This window comes from Pseudomonas sp. UBA1879 (assembly GCF_002338065.1).
Taxonomy (GTDB): Bacteria; Pseudomonadota; Gammaproteobacteria; order Pseudomonadales; family Pseudomonadaceae; genus Aquipseudomonas.
On sequence record NZ_DDHJ01000025.1, the window covers coordinates 90,434 to 115,789 of the forward strand.

The following is a 25,356-nucleotide window of genomic DNA, read 5'->3' on the forward strand; positions in this document are numbered from 1 at the left end:
TGTTCCGAACGTACGAATCCAGGTGCGTGGCCGGTGTCGCGTGCAAGGCCCGCCGTCGAAAGCCGACTTTTACTGAACAGCTCGCAGAGAGGGCTTCGACGGGGCGCGAGCGGGGCCGGCTGCACCCATCATCTGGAGGCAGCCGGCTGGACGGCCATGAAAGTGCGGGGGGAGCCCGATCAGTTGGCGCGACCGTACACGTCTTCGAAACGGACGATATCGTCTTCACCGAGGTAATCGCCGCTCTGCACTTCGATCAGCACCAGATCGATGACGCCCGGGTTGCTCAGGCGGTGTTTATGGCCAGCGCGAATGAACGTCGATTCATTGGTGTTAAGCATCAGTTCCTGGTCATCGTTGACGATCACCGCCATGCCACTTACCACGATCCAGTGTTCGCTGCGGTGGTGGTGCATTTGCAGGGAAAGCGACGCCTTGGGCTTGACCACGATGCGTTTGATCTTGAAACGCTCACCGTTCTCCAGGGTGGTGTACGTACCCCACGGGCGATGCACAGTCCGGTGCAGCAGGTGCAGGGTGTGGCCGGATTTCTTCAACTGACCGACGATGTTCTTGACGTCCTGCGCGTGATCCTTGTGCGCAATCATCAGCGCGTCCGGGGTGTCGACGACCAGCAAATCCTGAACGCCGACCAGCGCGGTCAGACGGTCTTCACTGTTGACGTAGTTGTTCTTCGCGCCATGGGACAGGACCTCGCCTTCGAAGCGGTTGCCGTGTTCGTCTTCGGGGGTAAGTTCACTGACGGCGTTCCATGAACCGATGTCGCTCCAGCCGATGTCGCAGGCCACGGTCACGACCTTGTCTGAGCGTTCCATCAGCGCGTAGTCGATGGAGATGTCCGGAACGTCGCCGAACGAAGCGGGGTCCAGCGCCAGGCAGCGGTAGCGGTCGGCCTGTGTCAGACGCGAACGTTCCATTGCGACTGCAACGGCGCTAAGGACGTCCGGGGCATGTTTGGCGAACTCTTCCAGCACGGTTCCGACCTTGAAGCAGAACATGCCGGAGTTCCAGAAGTAGTTGCCTGCTGCCAGATAGGATTCGGCGGTCGCCAAGTCCGGTTTCTCGACGAAGCGTGCGACTTGCAGGCCGCCGTTCGAATCGATGGACGTTCCCGCTTCGATGTAGCCAAAGCCGGTTTCCGGGTATTGAGGCTTGATGCCGAAGGTGACCAGAAAGCCTTTTTCTGACAATTGCACGGCATTGGCGACCGCTTGTGCGAAAGCGGCTTCGTGCTGGATGAGGTGGTCGGCAGCAAGAACCAGCATGTGGGCGTCGGAGCCGTGAGCTTCTTTCAGCTGCAGGGCTGCGAGCGCGACGGCCGCTGCTGTGTTGCGGCCAAAAGGCTCAAGGATGTAGCTCTGAGCGACACCCGTGGTGTTGACGGTCCGATACTCGTCTTCCGTTTTGAAGAGCAATTCGCGGTTGGTGACCGTCAGCACTTCTGAGACGTTTTCCAGCGCCGCCGCACGCAGGAAAGTCTTCTGAATCAGGTTCTGTCCGTCAGGCAGCGTCATGAACGGCTTGGGGTGGGCCTCGCGGGATACGGGCCACAACCGGCTACCAACGCCACCAGACAAAATTACGGGTATCAATCCCATGTTTTTTCAATCCTTAAAGTGCCAAATGGTTGCAACTTGAAATAACAACGCCATGCGGGCTCGCGGCACTGTCCGATGTGCTCGGCTCTGTGAAAGCACAGAGACGAAGCCGTCCGATTCAACCCGATTTCACGGGGCTTCGTCTCATTCTGGAGGGCTGCAAGAATACCAGAGAACTGCAGCCGAAGCTGCTTCGGTCAGGGGGGCATCAGCCGTTTGGCATTGGCAAAAACGGCGAGCATCGTCTTCCGGAAAGCCTTCTTTCTGCGCTCGACCAGATACCCAAGAATGAAGACAGGGATCAGCGTGCCCAGATAAACCATTCCTCTCAGAACAGGGCTATAGAAATCCCCGGTTGGTCCCAGTTCCGCCTGCCAGAAAATAAGCAGCGGGAAGTGAAAGATATACAGGCTGAACGTGTAGGAGGCGAGCTGTCGGATGCACGTTGCAGCACGACCATTGGCGTTGAATCCCGTGGACAGGCACATCCGACGGACAGCAAAGAGGTGGACGGCGACCAATGCTGCAAGCAGATATCCCCAGCCACAATTGGCGGCGCCATCCAGTCCATGGCCGAAGATGCGTTCGATGTGCATCCCCACCAGCGGATACGACCAGTCCCGCGGGTTGCTCAACTGCAACGCAACGAACACCACGGGAGGCGCCACGCACATTAACCACAGGGGGAAACGTCCCAGGTTGAAACGATCGCGGCAGCGATAAATGGCTACGCCGGTCAGCCAGATCGGGAGCAGCAGCCACTGTTTAGGGCCTGTCAGCACCAGTGCCAGCAGCACGAGGCCGACTCGCCAATGCCCCCGAGTGAACATTGCCAGCCCATAAATGACGTAACACCACACCTCGAATGACAGACTCCAGTACGGGCCGTTGCCGAACGGTCGGATATCGTCCCACCAGAACTCGTTGGTGAATGACAGCGTACGGCTGAAGTAGTAGAGCGGCGTCTGAAGTTGAAACGCGTCTGGGTAGAGCGCCGGGTTTATGCGGCTGCCCAGGCTCATGAGCAGCCAAGACAACAGCACGGCGATGACAGCCACAGGGAATATTCTTGCGATGCGGTTGACGCTGTAGGTCAGGCCGTCCCGCTCTTTCGTGTCCACTGCGTGGCTGATGACGTAGCCGGATAGCACAAAAAATACCACCACCGCGTCATATCCGAAGTTATAACGGTCTGTTATCGCGGCCTGGCCAGCCGTCAGCGGGTAATGGGAAACCATCACCGTGGCGGCGGCGACGACACGAAGCAGGTCCAGATAAACTGAAAAGGCATCAGGCATTCTGGCAGACATGAAAGGCGCCCCAGGCATTTAGCGAAACGCGCGCAGGTCTCTGCATAGGCCGGAACTCGCGACTGGCACTTCCAGTCAAGTGCGTACACCCCGGCATCGTTAGCGATTCTGTAGTGGGCTACACGGCGGTTCGACTTAACTGAGCGACATAAAATTGCGTCTGCAACGCGGCGTGGTCCTTCGCGGAGAGCGACAGTGCCGGTGGATGATAAGTGTCGTAGTGAATCGTTTTGAGACGTAGCTCTTCGACGTTTCCGATCTCGAAAAACTCATAGTCGTCACGCAGCTTGAATTTCATGTAATCCACGAACGCGAAGTTTCTGGAGATGATCATCCGCTTCGACAGCTCGGCCACTTCGCTGCAGATGGCCGACGCTTCCTGCCCGACTTCGCGATACGGCAGCCAGGAGTAGTCCACACCGGCAATCGCCTTGTACATCGCGGTGTCGTCCACGCTGCCCATGAAAAACGTACGGGCCAACACTTTGTGTTTTTTTGCGAGGTTGACCAGTTGGTCGATCTGCGATGTGTCGGATTGCTTGATCGCTGTCGGATGCAAGCCGGAAAAAATCAGCAGTTTGTGCTTTTCGGGCAGTCGGGCGATGCACTGGATGGCGTAGTCGAAGCCTTTGTAGCCTCCGAAGAAACCGAAAACGCCAATCAGTCGATCATCGTCGTTCAGACCGAGCCGAGTGACCAGCTCCTGCCGGCAGGCCTGATGATCGTATTCGGACTTCTCCTGCTCAGTCGTGTAGCAAAGCGGATGGCATTCGACATTGACCAACTTGAAACGCTGCTGGAGTACGCGTTTGGTCGTTTCGGTATGTACGATCACTTTGATCTTATGTTCACGGATGAACTGGAAGAGCCCCAGTTCATAACGTGCGGTTCTGCTGGATTGCCAACTTCTGGCGAAGTTCATAACGGTCGAGCGGGGTCGGAACACCCATCGAACCAATGATGGGAATGCAACGTCCGCGGAACTGGAACGGCTGAAGAGGGTATGAAACGTGATCGTGGTGTTCGGGTTCGCTGACAGCAATCGTTTGATGCGCTGAATCGCGACGTGCACCGAATCTGAAAACAGACCGTATTCACATTGAATGGAAACGGCATCGAATGTCTTGAGTTGTTCGCAGATCGCACCGATGTATTGGTCGGCTTCCGCATCGCTCGCGCCAAAGCTTTTTTTGAGTTCTTGCGGAGGAAGTTCGAATATCGAAACTTCATTGTCCTTCGTCAGGTTGCGGTACAAGACTTCGGAGAACCGCGCGATGCCGCATTCGAGATTGTAGGATGACACTATCGCTATTTTCATGGCGGTTATCCGATGAGGAAGTCTTCGGTTATTTTTCCGTGCTCAAGCCGGATGCAACGGTTGCAGATACTGTTGATCAAGTCAGGGGAATGTGAGGCCAACACCAGAATCGACGCATTGGACGTCATCTCATTCAAGCGCGCGTTCGCTTGCTCCTGAAATTGCGCGTCGCCGACGCCCAGCCATTCATCCATCAAGATGATGTCGGCAGGAAAGGCAGTCGAGATCGAAAAGCCCAGGCGCACCAGCATGCCGGACGAATAGGTACGCAGCGGCAGGCGGAGGTAGTCGCCCAGTCCGGAAAACTCGGCGATATCGTTGATCGTCTGTTTGATTTCGCCGGGCTTTACGCCGAGGATCGCACCGCGCAGAAAGATGTTTTCGTACCCGGTGGCTTCCACTTCCATTCCCAGGGTCAGGTCGAGGAGCGACGTGATTCTCCCGGATGACCGAAGCGAACCGAGGGTCGGCCAATAAACATTGGCCATCACCTTGAGCAAGGTGCTCTTGCCGGAGCCGTTGTGGCCCAGCAGGCCAATCTTCTCACCCGGACGGATCTCGACATTGATGCCGTCCAGCGCCCGAATGCTCAGATGGTGTTTGGCGTTTTCGCCAATGCGTCCGCCCGTCACCCACGACAGCGCGTCCTTTTTGAACGAGCGGCGGCCGACGTCCAGAATCGGATAATCCACGGTGACGCCTTCTGCGATCAGGTAAGCCATGATCAGATCCAGTAAGGAATGTGTTTGCGATTGATGAAGAGCGTTGCGAGCGCCGCGATCCACAACACCACGCCCATGGCGAAAACCAGCCCGGCCGATGCTGCGGGGAAGACGCCGTTGAGCATTGGCTCACGGATCAGGTCGATGAAATAGACGAAGGGGTTGTAGCAAATGACTTCGCTCAAGCCTGCCAATTGGCTGGGGTGCCACATCACGGGCGTGACGAAGAACAGCAGTTGCAAGGCGCTGGCGACCATTGGCAGCACATCACGGTAGCGGGCGCAGATCACGGCCAGCAACGTGGCAAAAGGTGTCAGCGTGAACACCACCAATGCGATCCCCAGAATCGAACACAGCAGGCCGAACCAGGTCAGGTAGCCGTACCACATCAAGAGCGGGATCAGGATGATCCAACTGTGCAGGAAGATCAGCGTGTTGCGGAAGGCGACCCGCATGATGTGGGTAAGTACCGGCATGCTGATCTGTTTGATGATGTGCCCGGAGTTGATGATTGCGCTGGCGCCCTCGTTGATGAAGGTCAGGATGAAGGTCCAGGCAATGATTCCGCACGCCAGGAAGGGCAGATATTCCTTGAGATCCAGATTCAGCAGTCGCGAATACACCAGCCCCAGTCCGCCCACGAAAAACAATGATGTCAGGGTGATCCAGAACGGGCCGATGACCGAGCGCCGATAACGGCCTTTGACGTCGTGAAGCGCAAGCAAATACCAGGCGTGCCAGCCTTCAATAAAAGTCCCAAGCTCTCTTTTTAGAAAATCGGCCATCTTCACCGGTTATCTCTCGATGGATACATATAGTTGAAATCGTGCATATGATTACGCCGAATACACCTGAATAAGTGAATAGAGGCAGTTTGGCTTAGGGTCTGAATCAACCCCGCTGTGGGCCGGGCAGAGAGTTTATATATAAAGAAATTGAAAGGATGTAGGACGGCTCTGAAGTGTCCGTAGGTGGGTATCCATATGCGTCAGTCCATTGTTCTATATGAAATGTCGTGCTGCCCGACAGATGGCAACTCGCTCCAGCGCGCAGCATTACTTGGCAAGTGGGGAATGCTCGCCGTGTTCAACATCTGTAAGTACGGCCTGCACATGACGTTCACCCTTCACATTGCGCGACATGGGGCGCTGGCAAATACAACCGGGTGAAGAATCAGGCGACTCAGGCGCGGCCAGTATATGGGCAAAGTTTGCAGAACTGGCAGAGCGAAGTTGTGGACTTTGAGATTAATTCGCTATATGTCACCGACGTATTCGATCTAATTTTTTTGAGTGCATTCGACCGAGTGATTGCACCGCGCCATTGCCTTTCCCCCTTCAACCCCTCACCATCGCTTTCCGGTTTTCCGTTTGCCTGATGGACTCGACGAATTGGCAGTACGTTCAGCTCACAAGCGCCCAGGGGTGTGGTTGCTTTTTGCGCTTGCACTGGTGTGCACGGCGTGTGCGGGCTATCTGAGTGCCGATTGGGATTTCGCGCTGATCAGCAGTAGGGCGCAAGCGTTGTACGGGCCGCTGGGGGCCGGCAAGCAGCGGATCGACGCCTGGCAAAACCTGCTGGCGACAGAGAAGCAGGTCAGCGAAATGGACAAGCTGACGGCGGTGAATCAGTTCTTCAATAAACAGATGCGCTACATGGAAGACATCGACCTGTGGCACGAGGTCGATTATTGGTCCACGCCCATCGAATCGTTGTGGAAGGGCGCCGGTGACTGTGAAGACTACGCCATCGCCAAGTACTTCAGCCTGCGCCGGCTAGGGGTTCCCAGCGAAAAGCTGCTGATCACTTACGTCAAGGCCTTGCGCCTGAACCGCGCGCACATGGTCCTGACCTATTATTCGAGCCCCAACGCCATGCCGCTGGTGCTCGACAGTCTCATCAACGAAATCAAACCTGCCAGTGAGCGACCGGACCTGCTGCCGGTGTACGCCTTCAACGCCGAAGGGCTGTGGCTTCCGGGTGCGCAGGGCAACAAGAAAGTGGGCGATACCAAGCGCCTGTCGCGTTGGCAGGACGTGTTGAAAAAAATGGCCGCCGAAGGCTTCCCGACCGAGCCTGAGAATTAGGAGTACTGATGTCTCTGTTCAAACAGCTGTTGATCGCTATCTGTCTGTTTCTGGTTGTCGCGTTTGCGGGCAGTTTTGTCGTCAGCCTGGAGAGCTCGCGGGCTCAGTACGTCAATCAGTTGCAGTCCCATGCACAAGATGCGGCGACGTCGCTCGCGCTGTCGTTGACGGCCAACATCGACGATCCGGCGATGGTCGAGTTGATGGTGACCTCGATCTTCGACAGCGGGTACTACGCCAGCATCCGCGTGGTGGACCTGGCGACCAACGCCGTGATCGTCGAGCGCAGCGCGACGCCGGACAATCAAGGTGTGCCGCAGTGGTTCGTCAACGCGATCGGTCTGGCACCGGGGGGCGGGGAGGGGGTCGTCAGCCGCGGCTGGCAACCGACGGCGCGGGTCGAGGTGGTCAGCCATCCGATGTTCGCGCTGGCCAAGTTGTGGCAGAGCGCGCTGGGCAGTCTGGGCTGGCTGGTGCTGTGTGGCATCGTCAGCGCTTTGCTGGGGGCGTTGCTGTTGCGGCGCCAGCTCAAGCCGCTGGATTACATGGTCGCGCAGTCCCAGGCGATTGCCCGTCGCGAATTTCTCACGCTCCCGGAATTGCCCCGCACGCCTGAACTGCGTCGGGTGGTTCAGGCGATGAACCAGATGGTCGAGAAGCTCAAGGCGCTGTTCAAGGAAAGCTCGGAGCGCAGCGAGAAACTGCGCATCGAGTCCTATCAGGACAGCCTGACCGGGTTGTCGAACCGGCGCTATTTCGACATGCAGCTCAAGGCCCACGTCAGCAATCAGGAAGAGCATCGCGCCGGGCATTTGCTGCTGCTGCGGGTGCAGGATCTGGCCGGTCTGAACCAACGCTTGGGGGGCAAGCGCACCGACGCCTTGCTGGTCGCGGTCGCGCAGATCCTGCTCGAACATTGCGAGAAATACCCGAAGACTCGACATCTCATCAGCCGTTCGCGAGGTGGCGAATTCGCCGTGCTGGCGCCCGGGATGGCTCGCGACGAGGCGCTGGCCCTGGTCGGCGATCTGGAATTGGCGCTCAAAGCGCTCGGTGCGACCGGGGCGTCCGATGTGGCGCCTGTCGCGCACATGGGATTGGCGCCCTACGTCCCGGGCGAGGCGCCGCTGACGCTGCTCGGTCTGGCGGACCAGGCGCTGACTCAGGCCGAAACCCAGGGTGAGCAGACCTGGTGCTATGTCGAAAATGGCGAAGTCGCGCCGACTGGCGACGATCAGCACACCTGGCATCGGGTCTTGGACCATGCGCTGACCCATGGCGGCTTCGAGTTGTTCTTCCAGCCAGTGGTCGATACGCGGGACATCACCCGAGTGCTGCATTACAAGGCGTTGTCACGCTTGGTGAACGAGCAGGGCGAAGCGATTCCGGCAGGGCGGTTCCTGCCGTGGATCGAGCGGTTCGGCTGGTCGAGCCGGCTGGATTTGTTGATGCTGGATCAAGTGCTCAAGCACCTCCACACCCACAACCAACCGTTAGCGCTGAACCTGTCGGCTGCCACCTTGAACGACCCGGCGGCGCTGAATCAGGTATTCGATGCACTGCGTCAACATCCGAAGCTGGCAGGGCGGCTGACCATCGAAATCGGCGAAGAACAGCTACCGGAACAGGCCGTGCTGGAGAAACTGACCCGTCGCCTGCAAGCCGCAGGTTTCACCTTGGCGCTGCAGCGGTTCGGCGGGCGCTTCAGCATGATCGGCAACCTGGCGCACCTGGGGCTGGCGTATTTGAAGATCGACGGCAGCTACATCCGCGCCATCGACGAAGAAAGCCACAAACGCCTCTTTATAGAAGCCGTGCAGCGCGCCGCCCACAGCATCGACCTGCCGCTGATCGCCGAGCGTGTCGAGACCGAGGGAGAGCATCGGGTGATCGTGGAGATGGGGATCGAAGGGGTGCAAGGGCAGTTGTTTGGGGATCCGGCGCCTTGGAAGTAAAGGCGCGGACTTAGGCTTTTGATCGTTGGCCGGCAGCGCCTACGCCGGCGGCAGAAGCGGGGGAGTTACGCCTTAACAGTGATGATGATCCCGGCGATGATGACGGCGACACCCACGAAATACTGGCTTTGGAATTTCTCGCCAAAGATGAAGTAACTGCCGATGGGCACCAGCACGAAGGCCAAAGCCATCAGCGGGTAGACCTTGCCCAGTTCGACCTTTTGCAGCACCCAGACCCATGCCAGCGTCGTCACGCCATACAGTGCGAACGCTGAAAACAGCGTCATCAGGGTGCCGGGGTCGAACAGGTTGCCGGTCTTATGCAGCGAGGTGGCGCTGAGTTTGAAGAGGATCTGACCGGCAGCAATGCCCAACACGCAGATCAGCGCGACGAAATAAATCATGGTTTAGGGCCTTGGCAGAAGAGTTTTTTCTTCTTGTGCAAATGAAGGACGCGGCGAGGGACAGAGGCAATGTCCTGCCCCAGAAACGCCAGAATGAACTGCGTGCCTACGATGATCGGCAGCGCCGCCAGCATCACCGTACCGGGCGTCGTCTGAACGCCGGAGCTAAGCGCGCTGATCCAATGGTTCAGGCCGAAAACCGTGCCCGCCAACACCAGCAACACGCCGATCGGCAATTCAATTGACGCCAGCGACATGTCGCGCAGGTAGTAGTTGTAGAACACGCGCTTGCTCATATTGCGGATGTGCTTGCGCAGAAACTCGCCCACGACCTTCGAAATTTTCAGGTTGCTGACTTCGTCGTCGTATTTGGCGTCCATCGGCACGTCGATCACCACGGCGCGCAGGATGTTCAGGCGAAACAGCATGTCAGTTTCGAAGAAATATCGGTTGCTGATCTTTCGCATCGGCAGGTGGGAGGCGATGTTCGCGTGAATCGCCGTAAAACCGTTGGTCGGATCGAACAGGTCCCAGTAACCGGACGACAGTTTGGTCATGAACGACAGCGCAGCGTTGCCGAACAGACGCACCTTTGGCATCTGACGAATCTCTTCAAGGTCGAAGAAGCGGTTGCCTTTGGTGTAATCCGCTTCGCCATTGGCGATAGGCAATACGAAATCGGGGATGAGCGCAGGGTCCATCTGCCCGTCGCCATCGACCTTCACGATGATGTCGATGCCATCGGCAATCGCGGCCTCGTAGCCGGTCATCACCGCGCCGCCAACGCCCTGATTGACCGGGCACAGAATGACGTTGACCCGCGGGTCGGTGCAGTGGGCCTTGACGTACTCGCCTGACTGATCAGGACAGCAGTCGTCGACCACGTAGATAACGTCGACCTCCTCACCGATACATTGGAGGACGCCAAGGATGTGAGCTTTGACCTTGTAGCTGGGGATGACCACAGCAATTTTTGAAGAATGAATCATTGCTAATCCTTAGCGGAAATCGAAAATCGACGGCTGTGCTTCTAACGAATGAGCTCGACAGCGCGAGCCGTCGGTCGGACATCGTCAAACAATTGTCATCGAGGGCAGCGGTCAGCGGTCGAACGACTACGCTTGATCCCCTACCGCCTGTCGCATGGTCCTGCCAGCCTTGTTCCACGGGCGCTTGCGGCCGGCCAATTAGGGCGCGCCGATCCGCCGGTTATCTGGCTTGCTGCGAGGCTCATTCGGCCCATGAGGATGATGGCGGGCCCGAGTCTAAGGGGCTTGGCACAGGGCGGCAAATTTTTTGCAATGCCACCGTGCGGGTGGCGTCCTTCGATCTTTGTAGAAATGTCACACGAGTCGTAGGGAAAATACCTGCGTCCCTAAACACCTTTTCATTTGTCAGGGATAGTGGCGATGTTACACTCGCGCGCTTTTCCTGTTACCCAAAGCGGCAGTAGTCAAATATGCGCAGCACACATGAAAACAGCTTGCAGGCTGCTCTGAAATCTTGCAGAAGCAGTTTCATCTCGGTCGGCTTTTTCAGCTTGTTCGTCAATGCGCTCATGCTGGTCCCTACCTTTTATATGCTTCAGGTTTATGGTCGGGTCGTGACCAGCGGTAACCTCACGACGCTGGCAGTACTCACCCTGATCATGACCATTCTGGTCATCACCATGGGTTCGCTCGAGTGGATTCGCTCGCGGATCATGGTTCGCGTCAGTACACGCCTCGACGTGCTGCTCAGCCGTGACGTCTACAAAGCCAGCTTCAAGCGCGCCCTTGAAAGCGGCGGTATGGACGCCTCGGCCCAGTCGCTCAATGATCTGACCGGCCTGCGTCAATTCCTGACGGGCAACGGCCTGTTCGCCTTTTTCGACGCCCCTTGGCTGCCGATTTACGTGGCCGTGATGTTCCTGTTTCACCCCTGGTATGGCTGGGTGGCGATTGGCAGTGCCATCGTTCTGCTGATTCTGGCGTACCTCAACGAGCGCTTCACCGGTAAGGCGCTGGGTCAGGCGAACAAGGAAAACATCTCGGCGACGCTGTACACCACCAAAAACCTGCGCAACGCCGAAGTCATCGAATCGATGGGCATGCTCAACACGCTGATCGAGCGTTGGAGCCGTCGTCAGCGCAATGTCCTGCTGCTGCAATCCCAGGCCAGCGACAAAGGCGGCGTCATCAGTTCCATTTCCAAAACCTTCCGTATGCTGATCCAGTCGTTGATTCTGGGCCTGGGTGCGTACCTGGCGGTCAACCACGAAATCAGCCCGGGCCTGGTGATCGCCGGTTCCGTTCTGCTGGGCCGCGCACTGGCGCCCATCGACCTGATCATCGGCAGCTGGAAAGGCTTCATTGCCGCTCGTTCTCAGTACGATCGGTTGAACGCCATTCTCGACAAGCAGAAAGCTGAGCCAGAGCGCATGTCGCTGCCGGTTCCACAGGGCAACATTCTGGTCGAGAACCTGATCGTCGGCGCGCCAGGTTCCAAAGCGCCGATCATCCGTGGCATCAGCTTCGCCGTGCCCGCGGGCGCGGTGGTGGGCATCATCGGTCCGAGCGCGTCGGGTAAATCGACCCTCGCCCGTGCGTTGATGGGCGTATGGGCGCCGCAGCATGGCGTGGTGCGTCTCGACGGCGCCGACATCGCCAACTGGGACAAACACGAGCTGGGTCCGCACCTCGGTTACCTGCCTCAGGACATCGAGCTGTTCGAAGGCAGCATCAGCGAGAACATCGCCCGTTTCGCCGACGTCGACCCTGAACTGGTGGTCAAGGCAGCGAAGACCGCAGGCGTCCACGAGATGATCCTGCAACTGCCGGAAGGCTACGACACGGTCATCGGCAGCGACGGCGTCAACCTGTCTGGCGGCCAGCGCCAGCGCGTGGGCCTGGCCCGTGCGATCTACGGGTCGCCTCGCCTGATCCTGCTCGACGAGCCGAACTCCAACCTCGATGAAGTCGGCGAGCGCGCGTTGGCGACCGCCATCCAAGAACTGAAGCAGACCGGTGCCACGATCTTCGTGATCACGCACCGTACGACGATTCTGTCCCAGCTTGACCGCCTGCTCGTCATGAGCGCCGGTGGCATCAGCATGTACGGTCCACGCGACCAAGTGATGGAAGAGCTCAACAAGCAACAGATCGCCGCTCAACAAAAAGCCCAAGTGGGCACAGGCGCGACCGCTCGCGCCTGACAGGAAGATATCGATGACCCGCACGCTCAGTATCCAACCCGATAACTTCTCGGATTTACCCGTTTCGGACACCAAGACCCGCCGTCTGGGTTTCACTATCCTGCTGGTCACGTTCGGCATTTTTGGCGTCTGGGCGGGCGTTGCCCCGATCGATGGCGCGGTTTATGCGCCGGGCGTCGTGACCGTACAGGCCTACCGCAAGACCGTTCAGCACCTGGAAGGCGGCATCGTCAAAGACGTGCTGGTGCATGACGGCGATATGGTCAAGACCGGTGACCCGTTGATCGTGCTCGATGACGCGCAGCTGCGCGCCGAGTACGACATGAACCACAACCAGTTGATCGCCGCCAAGGCGATGGAAGCGCGCCTGATCGCCGAGCGCGACAACCTGCCTTCCATTGACTTCGGTTCCATGGCCGAAGCCGACACCCCGCGCGGCGTCGAAGCGCGGGCGGGCGAAACGCAGGTGTTCAACGCCCGTCGTGGCGCGCGTCTGGGCCAGATTTCGGTGTTGCAGGAGCGCATTGGTCAGCTCAATCAGCAGATCAAAGGCACCGAGGACATGATCGGCACCAAGAACAAGCTCGAAGGTTCTTACACGGGCGAGATCGGTGACTTGAAAGACCTGCTGGCCCAAGGCTTCGTCGATAAGCAGCGCATGCTCGAACAGCAGCGCAAGCTGGACATGCTGAAGTCTGAAGTAGCGGATCACCGCTCGACGATCACCAAGACCCGGTTGCAGATCAACGAAACCCAATTGCAGATCCTGCAGATCAACAAGGACTTCAACTCTGACGTTGCCAAGCAACTGGCTGAAGTGCAGACCAAGGCCTACGACCTGCAAGAGAAGACAGCCGCGTTGGCTGACCGCCTGACCCGCATCATCATTCGTGCCCCCGCCGACGGCATGGTCATCGGCATGACCGTTCACACCATCGGCGGCGTCGTGCGCCAGGCCACGCCTTTGCTGGACATCGTGCCTTCGGTGTCTGATCTGGTGGTCGAAGCTCAGGTGCCTCCACAAGACATCAACCGCGTGGGCATCGGCAAACTCGCCGACATTCGCTTCAGCGCGTTCAACAGTGCGACCACACCGGTGATCGAGGGCATCGTCACGGCCGTTTCGGCGGACCGCCTGACCAACGAAAAAACCGGCCAGCCTTACTACCTGGCCCGGGTGAAAGTGACCGAGGCCGGCGCGCACAAGCTGGGTGACCGCAAATTGCTGGTGGGTATGCCGGCTGACGTGCTGGTCAAAACCGGCGAGCGGACCATGTTGCAATACCTGCTGCAGCCGGCGCGTAACGCCATTTCGCAATCGTTGATCGAGGAGTGACCGTGCGTCTGTTTCCATGTTTGATGTTGGGAATGCTGGCGCTGCAAGTCCAGGCCGCTGAGCCGAAAACCGCCGAACCCTCGAAGCCCAAACCCCCGGCGACCAGCGTCAGCGCGAAGACCTATTCCGCTGACCTGATGCAGCTGTATCGCGAATCGCGTCTGGAGGACCCTCGGGTCCTCGCTTCATATTCCCGTGCCCAGTCCAGCAAGGAACAGCAGCGCGAAGCATTCGGCGGGTTGCTGCCGCAGGTGAATATCACGGCGGGAAAGAACCGCATTCACCAGGAAAACGAACTGATCACTCAGTCGTACAGCAGTGAAAACTACGCCATTCAGTTGAGCCAGCACATCTACAACAAAGCGGCCTGGGAAAACTACGAGAAGTTCAAGAGCCTGGCCAAGCAAGCCGGCGAAGAATCCAAGGAAGCCCAGGCGGAGGCGACCGTCGACCTGGCGCAGCGGTATTTTGCCGCGCTGGCGGCGGACGACGAGCTGGAACTGGTGCAGGCGGAATTGCGCGCCACGCAGAAGAACCTTGACCGGGTCAATGCGCTGTATTCGAAACAACTCGCAATGATTACTGACAAGCTCGACATTCAGGCGCGGGTCGACTCGTTGGCCGCTCAAGAGGTCGATGCGCGCAACCAGGTTCGGGTGACCCGAGCAGCGCTTTCGGAAATCGTCGGCCGCCCGGTGACCGAGCGTTTGAGCCGGGTTCGTGACGACGTCGAGCTTAAAGTCTCGGCGGAAAGTCTCGACAGTTGGGTGCAATTGGCGACGATCACTAACCCACAGATTCTCGCCAGTCAGCATGCAGTCGAAGCGGCGGAGGCCGCACTGCGCGGGGGCAAGGGCGGTCACTATCCGACCGTCAGCCTGAACCTCAGCGCGCAAAATACCAACGAAGGCTACAACAACGCCCTGGCGCCGAGAACGGACAGCTATGTGGCGGGCGTCAATGTGCAAATTCCGATCTATAGTGGTGGTTCAACCTCTGCGCGTGTTCGCGGTCTGTATCAGGATCAGATTACGGCGGAGGAACAAATGGAGGCGACACGTCGGCAAGTCGTCAAAGAAACGACAAATGCTTACTTGACCGCAGACTCCAGTGTCGAAAAAATACGCGCCAACCGGAACGCCCTTAGTTCTGCCGAGCAATCGAGCATTGCGGCAGACAAGGCGTTTTCTTATGGGGTGGTGAATGCGGTGGACGTCTTGACTGCGACGCAGAACGAATTCAAGGCTCGTCGCGACTTGCTCAAGACTCAGTACGATTTCATCACAAACCTGTTCATCCTCAATCGTTGGGCTGGCAAGCTTTCCGAGGAAAGCGTCGACAGTGTCAACATCTGGTTGAGTAACAACAGTAAAACGGACTCTGTCCCACAGCGGAACATGAAGCAATGAATGCACCCAGCAAATCAGTGATCATCACAGGCGTCACCGGTCAGGACGGCGCCTACCTCACCCAGTTGCTTCTCGAAAAAGGCTACAAGGTCTACGGCACTTATCGCCGTACGAGTTCGGTCAACTTTTGGCGCCTTGATGAAGTCGGCGCGTTGAATCACCCGAACCTGGAACTGGTCGAGCACGACCTGACCGACCTGGGCGCCAGCATTCGCCTGCTGCAGAAGGCCGAACCTTCCGAGATCTACAACCTGGCAGCCCAGAGCTTCGTTGGCGTGTCCTTCGAGCAACCGGTCACCACGGCAGAAATCACCGGCATCGGCGCAGTGAACCTGCTGGAAGCCATCCGTATCGTCAACCCGAAGATCCGCTTCTACCAGGCGTCCACCTCCGAGATGTTCGGCAAGGTGCAGCAGGTGCCTCAGACCGAAGCCACCGACTTCTACCCGCGCAGCCCTTACGGCGTGGCCAAGCTGTACGCCCACTGGATGACCATCAACTACCGCGAGTCCTACGGGATCTTCGGTTCCAGCGGCATCCTGTTCAACCACGAGTCGCCACTGCGCGGCAAAGAATTCGTGACCCGCAAGATCACTGACGCTGTCGCCCGCATCTCGCTGGGTCAGCAGGACGTGCTCGAACTGGGCAACATGGACGCCAAGCGTGACTGGGGTTTCGCCAAGGAATACGTCGAAGGCATGTGGCGCATGCTGCAAGCTGACGAGCCGGACACCTTCGTCCTGGCGACCAACCGCACTGAAACCGTTCGCGACTTCGTGTCCATGGCATTCAAGGCCGTGAACATCGAACTGGAATGGAAAGGCAGTGCCGACAACGAGCACGGCATCGACACCAAGACCGGCAAGACCGTCATTCAGGTCAACCCGAAGTTCTACCGTCCTGCCGAAGTCGAATTGCTGATCGGCGATCCGGAAAAGGCCAAGCGCGTCCTCGGCTGGGAAGCCAAGACCACGCTGGAGCAGCTGTGTGACCTGATGGTCAAGAGCGACCTGGAACGCGTCAAGTCCGGCAAATCGTTCTGATCCGTCCGTGGCACCGGCAACGGTGCTGCGCATAGCCATGCGTTGATTTGGCTATATATATAGAAGAGGCCGCGTACCCACGCGGCCTTTTTCATTTCCGGCTCACGGCTTGAGGGCGAGTGTTCGGAATGCGCGGTCTGACCTGACAGACCTCATACACCGGACGATCTGTCACGAAGCTTCAACAAACTCGGCGCCCCCGCTCTATCTCACCCCCCCAACGCATTAATCCCCCCTCAAATGAACCCCAACCCCCTCAATCCCTCATATACCGCTGCCATTCTTTTTTTCAGTGATCGATAATCCCTCTTTTTCATGTTCACCTTCATCCCGGGCTTTTCAATGCAGAATGAAGCACGCGTCACTATTCATCAGTTCGCCATCAGCGTCAGCGTGGGCGATGGCATCAGCAATGGCATGCTCCTGACCCGCAAACTGCTGCGTCAGGCGGGGGTCAACTCCGATATTTATTGCATCAAGCCCAACGAGCAAATGCAGGGCGACGTCCTGTGCATGGACGACTACCAGCCCGGCAGCGCCGATGCGTTGCTCGTTCACCATGGCATTGGCAACCCGGTCGAAGGCTGGTTGCGAGACTTGCCCGAGCGCAAGTTCATGGTCTTTCACAACATCACGCCGGGCGAGCTGTTCCCGCCGGATCACGCCATTCAACCGATGCTCGCCCATGGCTGGGAGCAGGTGGACACCTGGAGGCACTGGCTGACCGGCAGCATCGCCGATTCCCAGCAAAACCTTCAGGAACTGCTGCAGCGCGGCTACTCCACCGAAAATTCCACCGAAATCCCGCTGTTGGTCGACCTCGAACGCATCGAGCCCCACGCCATCAAGCGCAATGACCTCCCGCGCCCGTTCACGCTGTTGTTCGTCGGCCGCATCATGCCGCACAAGAACCAGCTGGGCGTGGTCGAGGCCTTCGCGCAGTTGCTGCGTCGCTCCCATGTGCCGCTGCACTTGTACATCGTGGGCGGCTTCACGGTCATGGATTACAAGGACCGGATCGAGAAACGCATCGCCGAACTGGGCATTGGCGCGTTCGTCAGTCTGACCGGCAAGGTCGACGACGACACCCTGAATGCCCTGTATGCCCGCAGCGACCTGTTCGTCTCCCTCAGCCATCACGAAGGCTTCGGCATGCCGCTGATCGAGGCCATGGCCCATGACCTGCCGGTACTGGCGTACGACGCGCCGTCCAGCAACGTGACCCACACCCTCGCGGGCGCCGGGCTGCTGATCAACAACGATGACCCGCAAGTGGTCGCGGCCACGATCATGCAGCTGATGGAAAACCCTGCACTGCGCCGCCATCTCAAGCGTCGCGGCGCCGAACGCCTGCACGAATTCGCCTACCAGCACCTGTACGATCGCCTCAGTGCATTCCTCAGTCGTTTCGACCTGCACCTGCCGCAGCACAGTTTTGAAAAGCGCGCGCCGCAGCTCAACGTCGATTACCGCATCGAAGGCCCCTTCGACAGCACCTACAGCCTCGCGCTGGTCAACCGTGAGCTGGGTCGCGCCCTGGCAGAGAACGGTCATCGCGTGGCCCTGCGTGCCACCGAGGGGCCGGGGCCGATTCCGGTCGATCCTGAATTCCTCGCCGCCAACCCCGATTGCGCTGCTCTGCATGACCGTGCCGAACGCCCGGCCAGCAACGTGTTGCGCTTGATGTATCCGCCCCGTGTCAGCGACATGGCCGGTGATTTCAACGTTGTGTCCTGCTACGGCTGGGAGGAGTCCTGCCTGCCGCAAGCCTTCGTTCACGACTTCAACCACCAGGCGCACCTCGTCACCAGCATGTCCAGTTGGGTGACCCGCACGCTGATCGACAACGGCGTGACAACGCCGATCATTACCGTGGGCCTCGGCGCCGACCACATCCTGCGAGCCGACATCGACGCCTCGACCTTGCCGCCTCTGCCGAGCGCCACCCCTGAACGCCTGAAGCTGCTGCACGTCTCGTCGTGCTTCCCGCGCAAAGGCGTGGACGTGCTGCTCAAGGCCTACGGCCAGGCGTTCAGCGCCGAGGACGCCGTGGTCCTGATCATCAAGACCTTCCCGAACCCGCATCACAACATCGCGCAACAGGTGAAGGACTGGGCCTCGGCGCTGCCGTCTGCGCCTGCGGTCGAGTTGATCGTTCAGGATTTGCCGGATTCCGCCATGCGCGCGCTGTACACCTTGGGCGACGTGCTGATCGCGCCATCCCGTGGCGAAGGCTTCGGCCTGCCGTTGGCCGAAGCGATGCTGCACAACCTGCCGGTGGTCACGACAGGGCAGGGCGGTCAGTCGGATTTCTGCACCCCTGACACCGCCTGGCTCATCGACTACCGCTACGAACGCGCGCGCACGCACCTCGAAGCGGCGGCCTCGGTGTGGTTCGAGCCGAGCGCCGACCACCTGGCGAGCCTGCTGGGTGAATTCCACGACGCCTGGAAAAACGGCAAATTCGCGGCGTATATCGGTCAACGGGTCGAAGCGGCCGACGCGCTGATTCGCAGCCGCTTCACCTGGTCGGCAGTCGCCAAGGCCATGGTCCAGGCCATCGAAACCGCGCAACAACAGCCGCTGCTGAAGAAAGCGCCGAAGATGGGCAGCGTGACCACCTGGAACAGCGCCTGCGGCATCGCCACCTACAGCACCAAATTGCTGGAGCCGTCGTTCGGTGAAGAATGCCTCGTGTTCGCCAACGACGACGCGATCCTCACGGCGGGGGATCAAGATCATGTCCAGCGCTGCTGGAGCGCGGGCGCGACCGACACGCTGGATCGCCTGAAAGCGGCCGTCGAAACGTCCGGGGTCGATACCCTGTTGCTGCAATTCAACTTCTCGTTCTTCGGCATCAAACCCTTCGCCAGCTTCCTCGACTGGGCCCATAACCGGGGCATTCGCACGCTGGTGGTGTTCCATTCCACCGCCGACGTGATGCACGGCGAAGAGCTCAGAACCCTGCGCGACATGCGCGAATCCCTCGCGGGCTGCGAGCGTCTGCTGGTGCACAGCGTCGGCGACCTCAACCGCCTCAAGGATTTCGGCCTCAACGACAACCTGCTGATGTTCCCCCACGGCGTCATCGACACCCCGCCGCCGGCACCCGGCCCGCGTCAGTTGGCGGCGAACCTGAAAGGCAAAACCATCATCGCCAGCTACGGCTTCCTGCTGCCCCACAAAGGCACGCCGGAATTGATCGAGGCCTTCGCGATGCTTGCGCAAAAAGACAAGTCGCTGCACCTGCTGCTGGTCAACGCGCAGTACCCGGTTCCAGCCTCGGCTGAACTGGCCGAAAGCTGCCGCCAGCGCATTGCGCAATCGGATTTATCCGGACGAGTGACGCTGATCACTGACTTCCTTTCGGATGAAGAGTCTCTGGCCTGGCTGGGCATGGCCGATGCCATTGTCTTCCCGTACCAACACACGCAGGAATCTTCCAGCGCGGCCGTACGATGGGGCCTCAGCACCGGTCGTCCGGTTCTCTGCACGCCATTGTCGATTTTCGAGGATGTGTCCGATGCTGTTACATTTTTGCCGGGCACTGATAGCGAGGCGCTATCGAAAGGCATCAGGGCCGAATTAGACGCATCGCCCCGTGCCAAGCAGGAAATCTGGCTGAAAAACCATGGCTGGAGTGCCGTATCCGCTCGTCTGAACAACGTGTTGCGCGCTCTATCGGCGTAAATTCACGGAACTTTAGGCTACGGAAAATAACGAAACTTCCTACTGACCCAATCAAGAAAGCCCTATGGACTTTCATAAAAAAGATGGATCGTGGCTATTGTTTCGCCGCTATTTTGACATGTATGATCGGCGCGCAATCGTCAGTTATCTGTCTGAAGAGCTTTGAAAAAATGCTTGGGTCAGTAGCAGACGGCAGGGTTAGCGAATGATCGCTGACTTCCCATAAAGGGGGCCACGGCCCGCTGGGACGTGGCAACAGGCTTAGGCCGACGGGCCTTCTATCCGAACGGATGCCTGAGTGTCGATATCGACTCATATTGGAGATGAAAACGTAATGGCTATCACGACTGCACAGATTCAACAGCTTTATGTGGCCTACCTGGGCCGTGCTGCCGACAAGGCTGGTCTGGACTACTGGGCTGACCAACTGAACACCGTTCCAGCCAAGCTGACTCTGGACGACCTGCGCGCTAACTTCGTTAACGAGCAACCAGAATACAAAGCTATCTACGGCGGTCTGACTCGCGAAGACGCCGTTGTTAAGATCTACAACAACCTCTTCGGTCGCGCTCCTGATGCAGATGGCCTGGCCTACTGGACTACCGGTGGCGGCGCTTCCGTCAACGCTGACCTGCTGTTGACTGCTTTCGTCAACGGTGCTGCCTCGGCGGACGCTCAAGTCGTTGCTAACAAGGTTTTGGTTTCTGAAGTTTACACTTCGACAGCTGCCGGCCAGTACACAGCCGCTGACGCCAAGGCAGTGATTGCTGACGTTAACGGTAGCAACACTAGCGTGACTGACGCACTGGGCAAGCTGACTGACGGTTCGCTGAGTGGGATTGCTGTTCCTGCCGCTGTTGCCGCTCTTAAAGCTGACGCTGCCGCTGATGCTGCCGTGACCGCCTATCAAACCAACAAGTTGGCCGACATCAGCGCTTTGGCAAAAGAACTGACTGCTCTGACTGTTACCAATGACAAAGCTGGTCTGATCTCCAACGTGAACATCACTGTCGACAACACCAGCACATACGCTGGTTTGAAAGCAGCGATCGATACTGGCATTGATACTGCTAAAACTGGCCTGGACACTAAGGCACTGACCAGCACTGTAGCTACCGATACTTCGGATCTGGCTACCGCCCGTACTAACTATCTGACTGATAGCACGTTGTCTAAAGAGCAACAAACCGCTGCCCAAGCAAACATCAATGCATATGACGCAGCCGTCAAAGCAGTTGCTGCTAACCAAGGCGCGGCTGATGGTGATGTTACTCAAGCTCAGACTACCTTTGCTGCCTATGCAAATAACGATGCCAACAAAGCTACTTACGCTGCTGCTGTGAAGGCTGCTGGTCTGGCTGATGGTACGACTACCACCACCATCTTCAATACTCTGGTCGACGCTAAAACTACTTCTGCCCAGATCGATACCATCACCAAGGCATTCGCTGGCATTTCGGCCTTTGATTCCGTGAAGACTGTTACTGCTCTGGAGCATTCGCAAGCAGTTGCTCAAGCTTCGTTTGACAAGGCCAATGCCGCTTTGACGAACGCTGATGGTGATGATGATGACACTACGCTGACCACTGGCGACGCTTACAAAGCTGCCTACGACAAGCTGGCTGCTGACACCGCAAAACTGAATGCTTCGAAGTCGGTTGACGCGTTTGTTGCTAAATACGGTTCGCTGGACAATGCGTACACTGCTTTGACTAAAGCAGCTTCGAATTCTCAAGCAGCAGTAGACGACAACAAGGCCTTGCTTCCAGCTACAAACGGTGCTGGCACTGACGACAAAGCTGACGTTTTCTTCTTCCCAAGCAAAGTCGCACAGACTAATGACTTCGGGATCAAGTTCGGCACTGGCGACTCTCTGTATCTCGGCGAAGGTTACACGCTGGGTACTGCTACCGTTGATGCTTCTGGTCACCTGGTTGGTGGTAACAACAACGCTCTGGAAGTGTTCTTCGTCAAAGATGGTACCGATGTTAAGGCAGTAGTTGAAACTACCGCTTTCGGTAGCTCGACTGCCGTGCTGGCGACTGCTAACGCTACCGACAACGCTGCCGTCATCACCCTGACCGGCGTTACCGACGTTTCGCAAGTTACCTTCGCGAACGGCGTTATCTCCCACGTAGCTTAATCGCCTCGTGAGTGATAACTGCGATGGGCTTCGGCTCATCGCAGGCTGATCTCAAAAACCCGCCCCTTAAAAGGCGGGTTTTTTATCGCCTGCCAAAAATCCCATCCCACTTCCAAGACTTTTCACGTGTCGCCTGTCCTCCTGCGCTCTATAATCCCCGTCCATTAGCGCCCAGGGAATCTGCTTCATGCCTTGTCGCCGACTTCCGCCTAGCCTGTCGGACGTTTCCAACGACTCTGCCTGTCAGCACACACCCCGCGGGATGCGACGTTTAAAAAACCAATAATGAGCGTGTCCAGGGAGATTCAGCGTGAAAGGGACTTCGAAGATTGTCTTCGCCAATCAATTGCGAGGCGTTGCGGCGTTGTTGGTGGTGCTTTCGCACCTGTGCTGCGTGTTCTGGGGCGGAAAGGCGACCGTGGCGGCCTACACTGGCGCGCTGCCCGCGGAAGGCGATCAACCCTGGTTCAGTGCCTACATCAACGGCGAATACTGGAACTCGGGCGTGTTGGGCGTCGCCATCTTCTTCACCATCAGCGGCTTCGTCATTCCCATGTCGCTGCACCACACCGACCGGCTCAAATTCATCGCCGCGCGGTGCTTTCGGATCTATCCCACGTATATCGCGGGTCTTTGCCTGGCGTTGGCGGCGGTCTGGTTGTCCTGCCAGTACTGGGGCAAGCCGTTCATGTGGGATTTCGGCACCGTGCTGCGCAACATGCTGCTGATCCACACCCTGACCGGCACGCCTTCGGTGGACCTGGTCAACTGGACGCTGGCCATCGAACTCAAGTTCTACCTGCTTGCCGCCTTGGGCGCGCCCTTGATTCTGGCCGGTCGGGTGTGGCCGCTGATTGCAGTGTCGGCGGTGGTGTACGTGGTGAACCGTTACGCCCACACGGCGCTGGGTACTGAGCTGATGTTCGTGACGTTCATGTTCATCGGGGTGCTGTTCAACTACCTGTTCAATGGGCTGATCAGCGTGGCGCGTTTCTACCTCGCGTTGCTGGTGATTCTCGGGTTGTTCATCGCCGGATGGGGTGCGACGCCCTGGCCGGACATTTTCTGGATCGTGGCGCCGAGCTACGTGTATGGCATGTTGATCTTCGGCGCAGCGTACTTCGCCCGGAACCACTTCCGCCGTTTTCGTCCGCTGGATTTCCTCGCCGACATCAGTTACCCGCTGTACATCGTGCACTCGCTGGTCGGCTATTCGGTGATGCGCGTGCTGTTCGATCACGGCCTTAAACTGCGTTTCGTTGCGCCGATCACCGCGGCAACGGTGATCGGTGCAGCGCTGATTATTCACCTGTTGGTGGAGCGGCCTTCAATTGCCATCGGCAAGACCTTCAAGAAGTCGTCGCGTGTGCCAACGCCCGCTGCGCCGACCTCGCAAACCCGGCCTGCCGCGTAGCGCTCCGGGCGTCGCAGCGGGTGTTTTTATGGGGGCAGAGTGCGTATCCTCTGCTCCTTCTTTTTGTACCGGATTTGTCTGAATGAACTGGAACCTGATCGTCAACTTCACCCGCCAGGATCTGATTGACCGTCATTCTGCCTCGATGCTGGGCGCGGCCTGGACCTTCATCCTCCCGCTGATCAACATCCTCATTTTCACCCTGGTGTTCTCGAACATCATGGGCATGCGCCTCGGCGGCCTCGGCCAGGATCTTGGCCCTTGGGGTTACAGCGTTTACCTCGTCAGTGGCTTGCTGGCGTGGAACTGCTTCGCCGCCACCTTGAGCCGCATCACCCAGGTGTTTCACGACAAGGCCCACCTCATCGGCAAAGTGCGCATGTCGCTCTGGACCCTGCCGGTGTACGTGGTGCTCAGCGAAACCGTGCATTACCTGATCGCCACCGGGTTTTTCATGATCTTTCTGATCGCCATCGGCTTTCACTTCACGTGGGCGCTGTTGTGGTGGATTCCGATCTTCCTGTGTCAGCAGTTGCTGGCGTATGCGCTGGGGATCACCTGCGCGATTCTGTCGGTGTTCATGCGTGACATCGGGCAGATCGTGGGCGTGGTGGTGCAGCTGTGGTTCTGGCTGACGCCGATTGTGTACGTGGCGAACATCCTGCCGGGGTTCATTCAAGAGCTGGTGGCGCTTAACCCGTTTTATCACCTGGTGCTGGCGTATCGCGCCGCGCTGATCACGGGGGAAACCCCGCATCTGCTGTCGATCGGCGTGCTGGTGCTGTTCTCCCTGGCGCTGCTCAGCGTGTCGATTTTCGTCGGACGCAAGCTGGAGCGGGACATTCGCGACTTCCTTTGATGGTTGGGGGAGGGTTTCAGGCGGAACGGGTGTGTTGGTTGTGCTGGCCTCGTCGCTGCCGTCGTGCCTCCGGCGTCTCCTACAGGGTCTTGGGTGTGTCGGGGAGGTGTGATCGACGCAACATCTGTAGGAGTGGGCTTGCCCGCGATTGCGATGTTTCGGGCGGTGGGGGTGTGTTGGCTGTAATGGCCCCGTCGCTGCCGTCGTGCCTCCGGCGTCTCCTACAGGGTTTGAGGTATGTCGGGAAGGTGTAATCGACGCAAGGTCTGTAGGAGTGGGCTTGCCCGCGATTGCAGTGTTTCGGGCGGCGGGGGTGTGTTGGTTGTGCTGGCCCCGTCGCTGCCGTCGTGCCTCCGGCGTCTCCTACAGGGTTGGAGGTGTGTCGGGGAGGTGTAATCGACGCAACATCTGTAGGAGTGGGCTTGCCCGCGATAGCGATGTTTCGGGCGGCGGGGGTGTGTTGGTTGTGCTGGCCTCGTCGCTGCCGTCGTGCCTCCGGCGTCTCCTACAGGGTTTGGGGTGTGTCGGGGAGGTGTAATCGACGCAACATCTGTAGGAGTGGGCTTGCCCGCGATAGCGATGTTTCGGGCGGCGGGGGTGTGTTGACTGTGCCAGCCTCGTCGCTGCCGTCGTGCCTCCGGCGTCTCCTACAGGGTTTGAGGTGTGTCGGGTAGGTGTAATCGACGCAAGGCCTGTGGGAATGGGGTTGCTGGCGATTGCGGTGTTTCGGGCGGTGGGGGTGTGTTGCCTGTAATGGCCTCGTCGCTGCCGTCGTGCCTCCGGCGTCTCCTACAGGGTTTGAGGTGTGTCGGGTAGGTGTAATCGACGCAAGGTCTGTAGGAGTGGGCTTGCCC

General features: G+C 58.5%; 18 protein-coding genes. 11 read left to right on the forward strand and 7 right to left on the reverse strand.

Annotated elements, in window-relative coordinates; genetic code table 11:
* Positions 1-179: 179 nt before the first annotated feature.
* The 5 genes from B3N48_RS26195 to B3N48_RS26215 all read right to left on the reverse strand — a co-directional run bounded on the left by B3N48_RS26195 (position 180) and on the right by B3N48_RS26215 (position 5,754).
* Positions 180-1,619 (reverse strand): mannose-1-phosphate guanylyltransferase/mannose-6-phosphate isomerase, encoded by a 1,440-nt coding sequence (locus tag B3N48_RS26195; RefSeq protein ID WP_296188664.1) that lies wholly within the window; start codon positions 1,617-1,619, stop codon positions 180-182.
* A gap of 197 nt (positions 1,620-1,816) precedes the next feature.
* On the reverse strand, positions 1,817-2,929 hold the full coding sequence (locus B3N48_RS26200) for an acyltransferase family protein (RefSeq protein WP_296188666.1): 1,113 nt from the start codon (positions 2,927-2,929) through the stop codon (positions 1,817-1,819).
* Between the two features lie 118 nt (positions 2,930-3,047).
* Positions 3,048-4,184, reverse strand: a complete 1,137-nt coding sequence (locus B3N48_RS26205; RefSeq protein ID WP_296188668.1) for a hypothetical protein — start codon at positions 4,182-4,184, stop codon at positions 3,048-3,050.
* 68 nt (positions 4,185-4,252) lie between these two features.
* Entirely contained in the window at positions 4,253-4,969 is a 717-nt protein-coding gene (locus B3N48_RS26210; RefSeq protein WP_296188670.1) for an ABC transporter ATP-binding protein, read from the reverse strand.
* A 2-nt stretch (positions 4,970-4,971) separates the two neighbouring features.
* Positions 4,972-5,754: an ABC transporter permease gene (locus tag B3N48_RS26215; RefSeq protein WP_296188671.1), complete on the reverse strand. Its 783-nt coding sequence runs from the start codon at positions 5,752-5,754 to the stop codon at positions 4,972-4,974.
* A 198-nt stretch (positions 5,755-5,952) separates the two neighbouring features.
* Here B3N48_RS26215 and B3N48_RS26220 point away from each other — a divergent pair, with 198 nt between their 5' ends.
* From B3N48_RS26220 to lapD, 3 genes are all read left to right on the forward strand, one after another.
* On the forward strand, positions 5,953-6,138 hold the full coding sequence (locus tag B3N48_RS26220; protein WP_296188673.1) for a hypothetical protein: 186 nt from the start codon (positions 5,953-5,955) through the stop codon (positions 6,136-6,138).
* Positions 6,139-6,360: 222 nt separating this feature from the next.
* Positions 6,361-7,056, forward strand: coding sequence for a cysteine protease LapG (gene lapG / locus B3N48_RS26225; protein ID WP_414704289.1), 696 nt, complete (start codon positions 6,361-6,363; stop codon positions 7,054-7,056).
* Between the two features lie 8 nt (positions 7,057-7,064).
* Positions 7,065-9,011, forward strand: coding sequence for a cyclic di-GMP receptor LapD (lapD, locus tag B3N48_RS26230; RefSeq protein ID WP_296188675.1), 1,947 nt, complete (start codon positions 7,065-7,067; stop codon positions 9,009-9,011).
* A 65-nt stretch (positions 9,012-9,076) separates the two neighbouring features.
* On the opposite strand, the gene B3N48_RS26235 is transcribed toward lapD, so the two are convergent.
* Together B3N48_RS26235 and B3N48_RS26240 are read right to left on the reverse strand one after the other, a co-directional pair.
* Positions 9,077-9,415 (reverse strand): 4-amino-4-deoxy-L-arabinose-phospho-UDP flippase, encoded by a 339-nt coding sequence (locus B3N48_RS26235; RefSeq protein ID WP_296188676.1) that lies wholly within the window; start codon positions 9,413-9,415, stop codon positions 9,077-9,079.
* Positions 9,412-10,404: a glycosyltransferase family 2 protein gene (locus B3N48_RS26240; RefSeq protein WP_296188678.1), complete on the reverse strand. Its 993-nt coding sequence runs from the start codon at positions 10,402-10,404 to the stop codon at positions 9,412-9,414. Before B3N48_RS26240 ends, B3N48_RS26235 begins: the two co-directional genes overlap by 4 nt.
* Before the next feature lie 470 nt (positions 10,405-10,874).
* On the opposite strand from B3N48_RS26240, the gene B3N48_RS26245 reads away from it, so the two are divergent.
* The 8 genes from B3N48_RS26245 (at position 10,875) to B3N48_RS26280 (ending at position 24,502) form a co-directional block, all read left to right on the forward strand.
* On the forward strand, positions 10,875-12,608 hold the full coding sequence (locus B3N48_RS26245; RefSeq protein ID WP_296188681.1) for a type I secretion system permease/ATPase: 1,734 nt from the start codon (positions 10,875-10,877) through the stop codon (positions 12,606-12,608).
* 13 nt (positions 12,609-12,621) lie between these two features.
* Positions 12,622-13,944, forward strand: coding sequence for an HlyD family type I secretion periplasmic adaptor subunit (locus B3N48_RS26250; RefSeq protein ID WP_296188682.1), 1,323 nt, complete (start codon positions 12,622-12,624; stop codon positions 13,942-13,944).
* 32 nt (positions 13,945-13,976) lie between these two features.
* A complete protein-coding gene (locus tag B3N48_RS26255; RefSeq protein ID WP_414704291.1) occupies positions 13,977-15,353 on the forward strand; it encodes a TolC family outer membrane protein in 1,377 nt (458 codons plus the stop codon).
* Positions 15,350-16,396: a GDP-mannose 4,6-dehydratase gene (gene gmd, locus B3N48_RS26260; RefSeq protein ID WP_296188684.1), complete on the forward strand. Its 1,047-nt coding sequence runs from the start codon at positions 15,350-15,352 to the stop codon at positions 16,394-16,396. The genes B3N48_RS26255 and gmd overlap by 4 nt, the downstream gene beginning before the upstream one ends.
* A 342-nt stretch (positions 16,397-16,738) precedes the next feature.
* Positions 16,739-20,086 carry a glycosyltransferase gene (locus tag B3N48_RS26265; RefSeq protein ID WP_296188685.1) on the forward strand — a complete coding sequence of 1,116 codons (3,348 nt, stop codon included), beginning with the start codon at positions 16,739-16,741 and terminating at the stop codon, positions 20,084-20,086.
* A gap of 334 nt (positions 20,087-20,420) precedes the next feature.
* On the forward strand, positions 20,421-22,229 hold the full coding sequence (locus tag B3N48_RS26270; RefSeq protein ID WP_296188686.1) for a DUF4214 domain-containing protein: 1,809 nt from the start codon (positions 20,421-20,423) through the stop codon (positions 22,227-22,229).
* A gap of 310 nt (positions 22,230-22,539) precedes the next feature.
* Positions 22,540-23,643, forward strand: a complete 1,104-nt coding sequence (locus tag B3N48_RS26275; protein ID WP_296188688.1) for an acyltransferase family protein — start codon at positions 22,540-22,542, stop codon at positions 23,641-23,643.
* 82 nt (positions 23,644-23,725) lie between these two features.
* Positions 23,726-24,502: an ABC transporter permease gene (locus tag B3N48_RS26280; protein ID WP_296188689.1), complete on the forward strand. Its 777-nt coding sequence runs from the start codon at positions 23,726-23,728 to the stop codon at positions 24,500-24,502.
* Positions 24,503-25,356 lie beyond the last annotated feature (854 nt).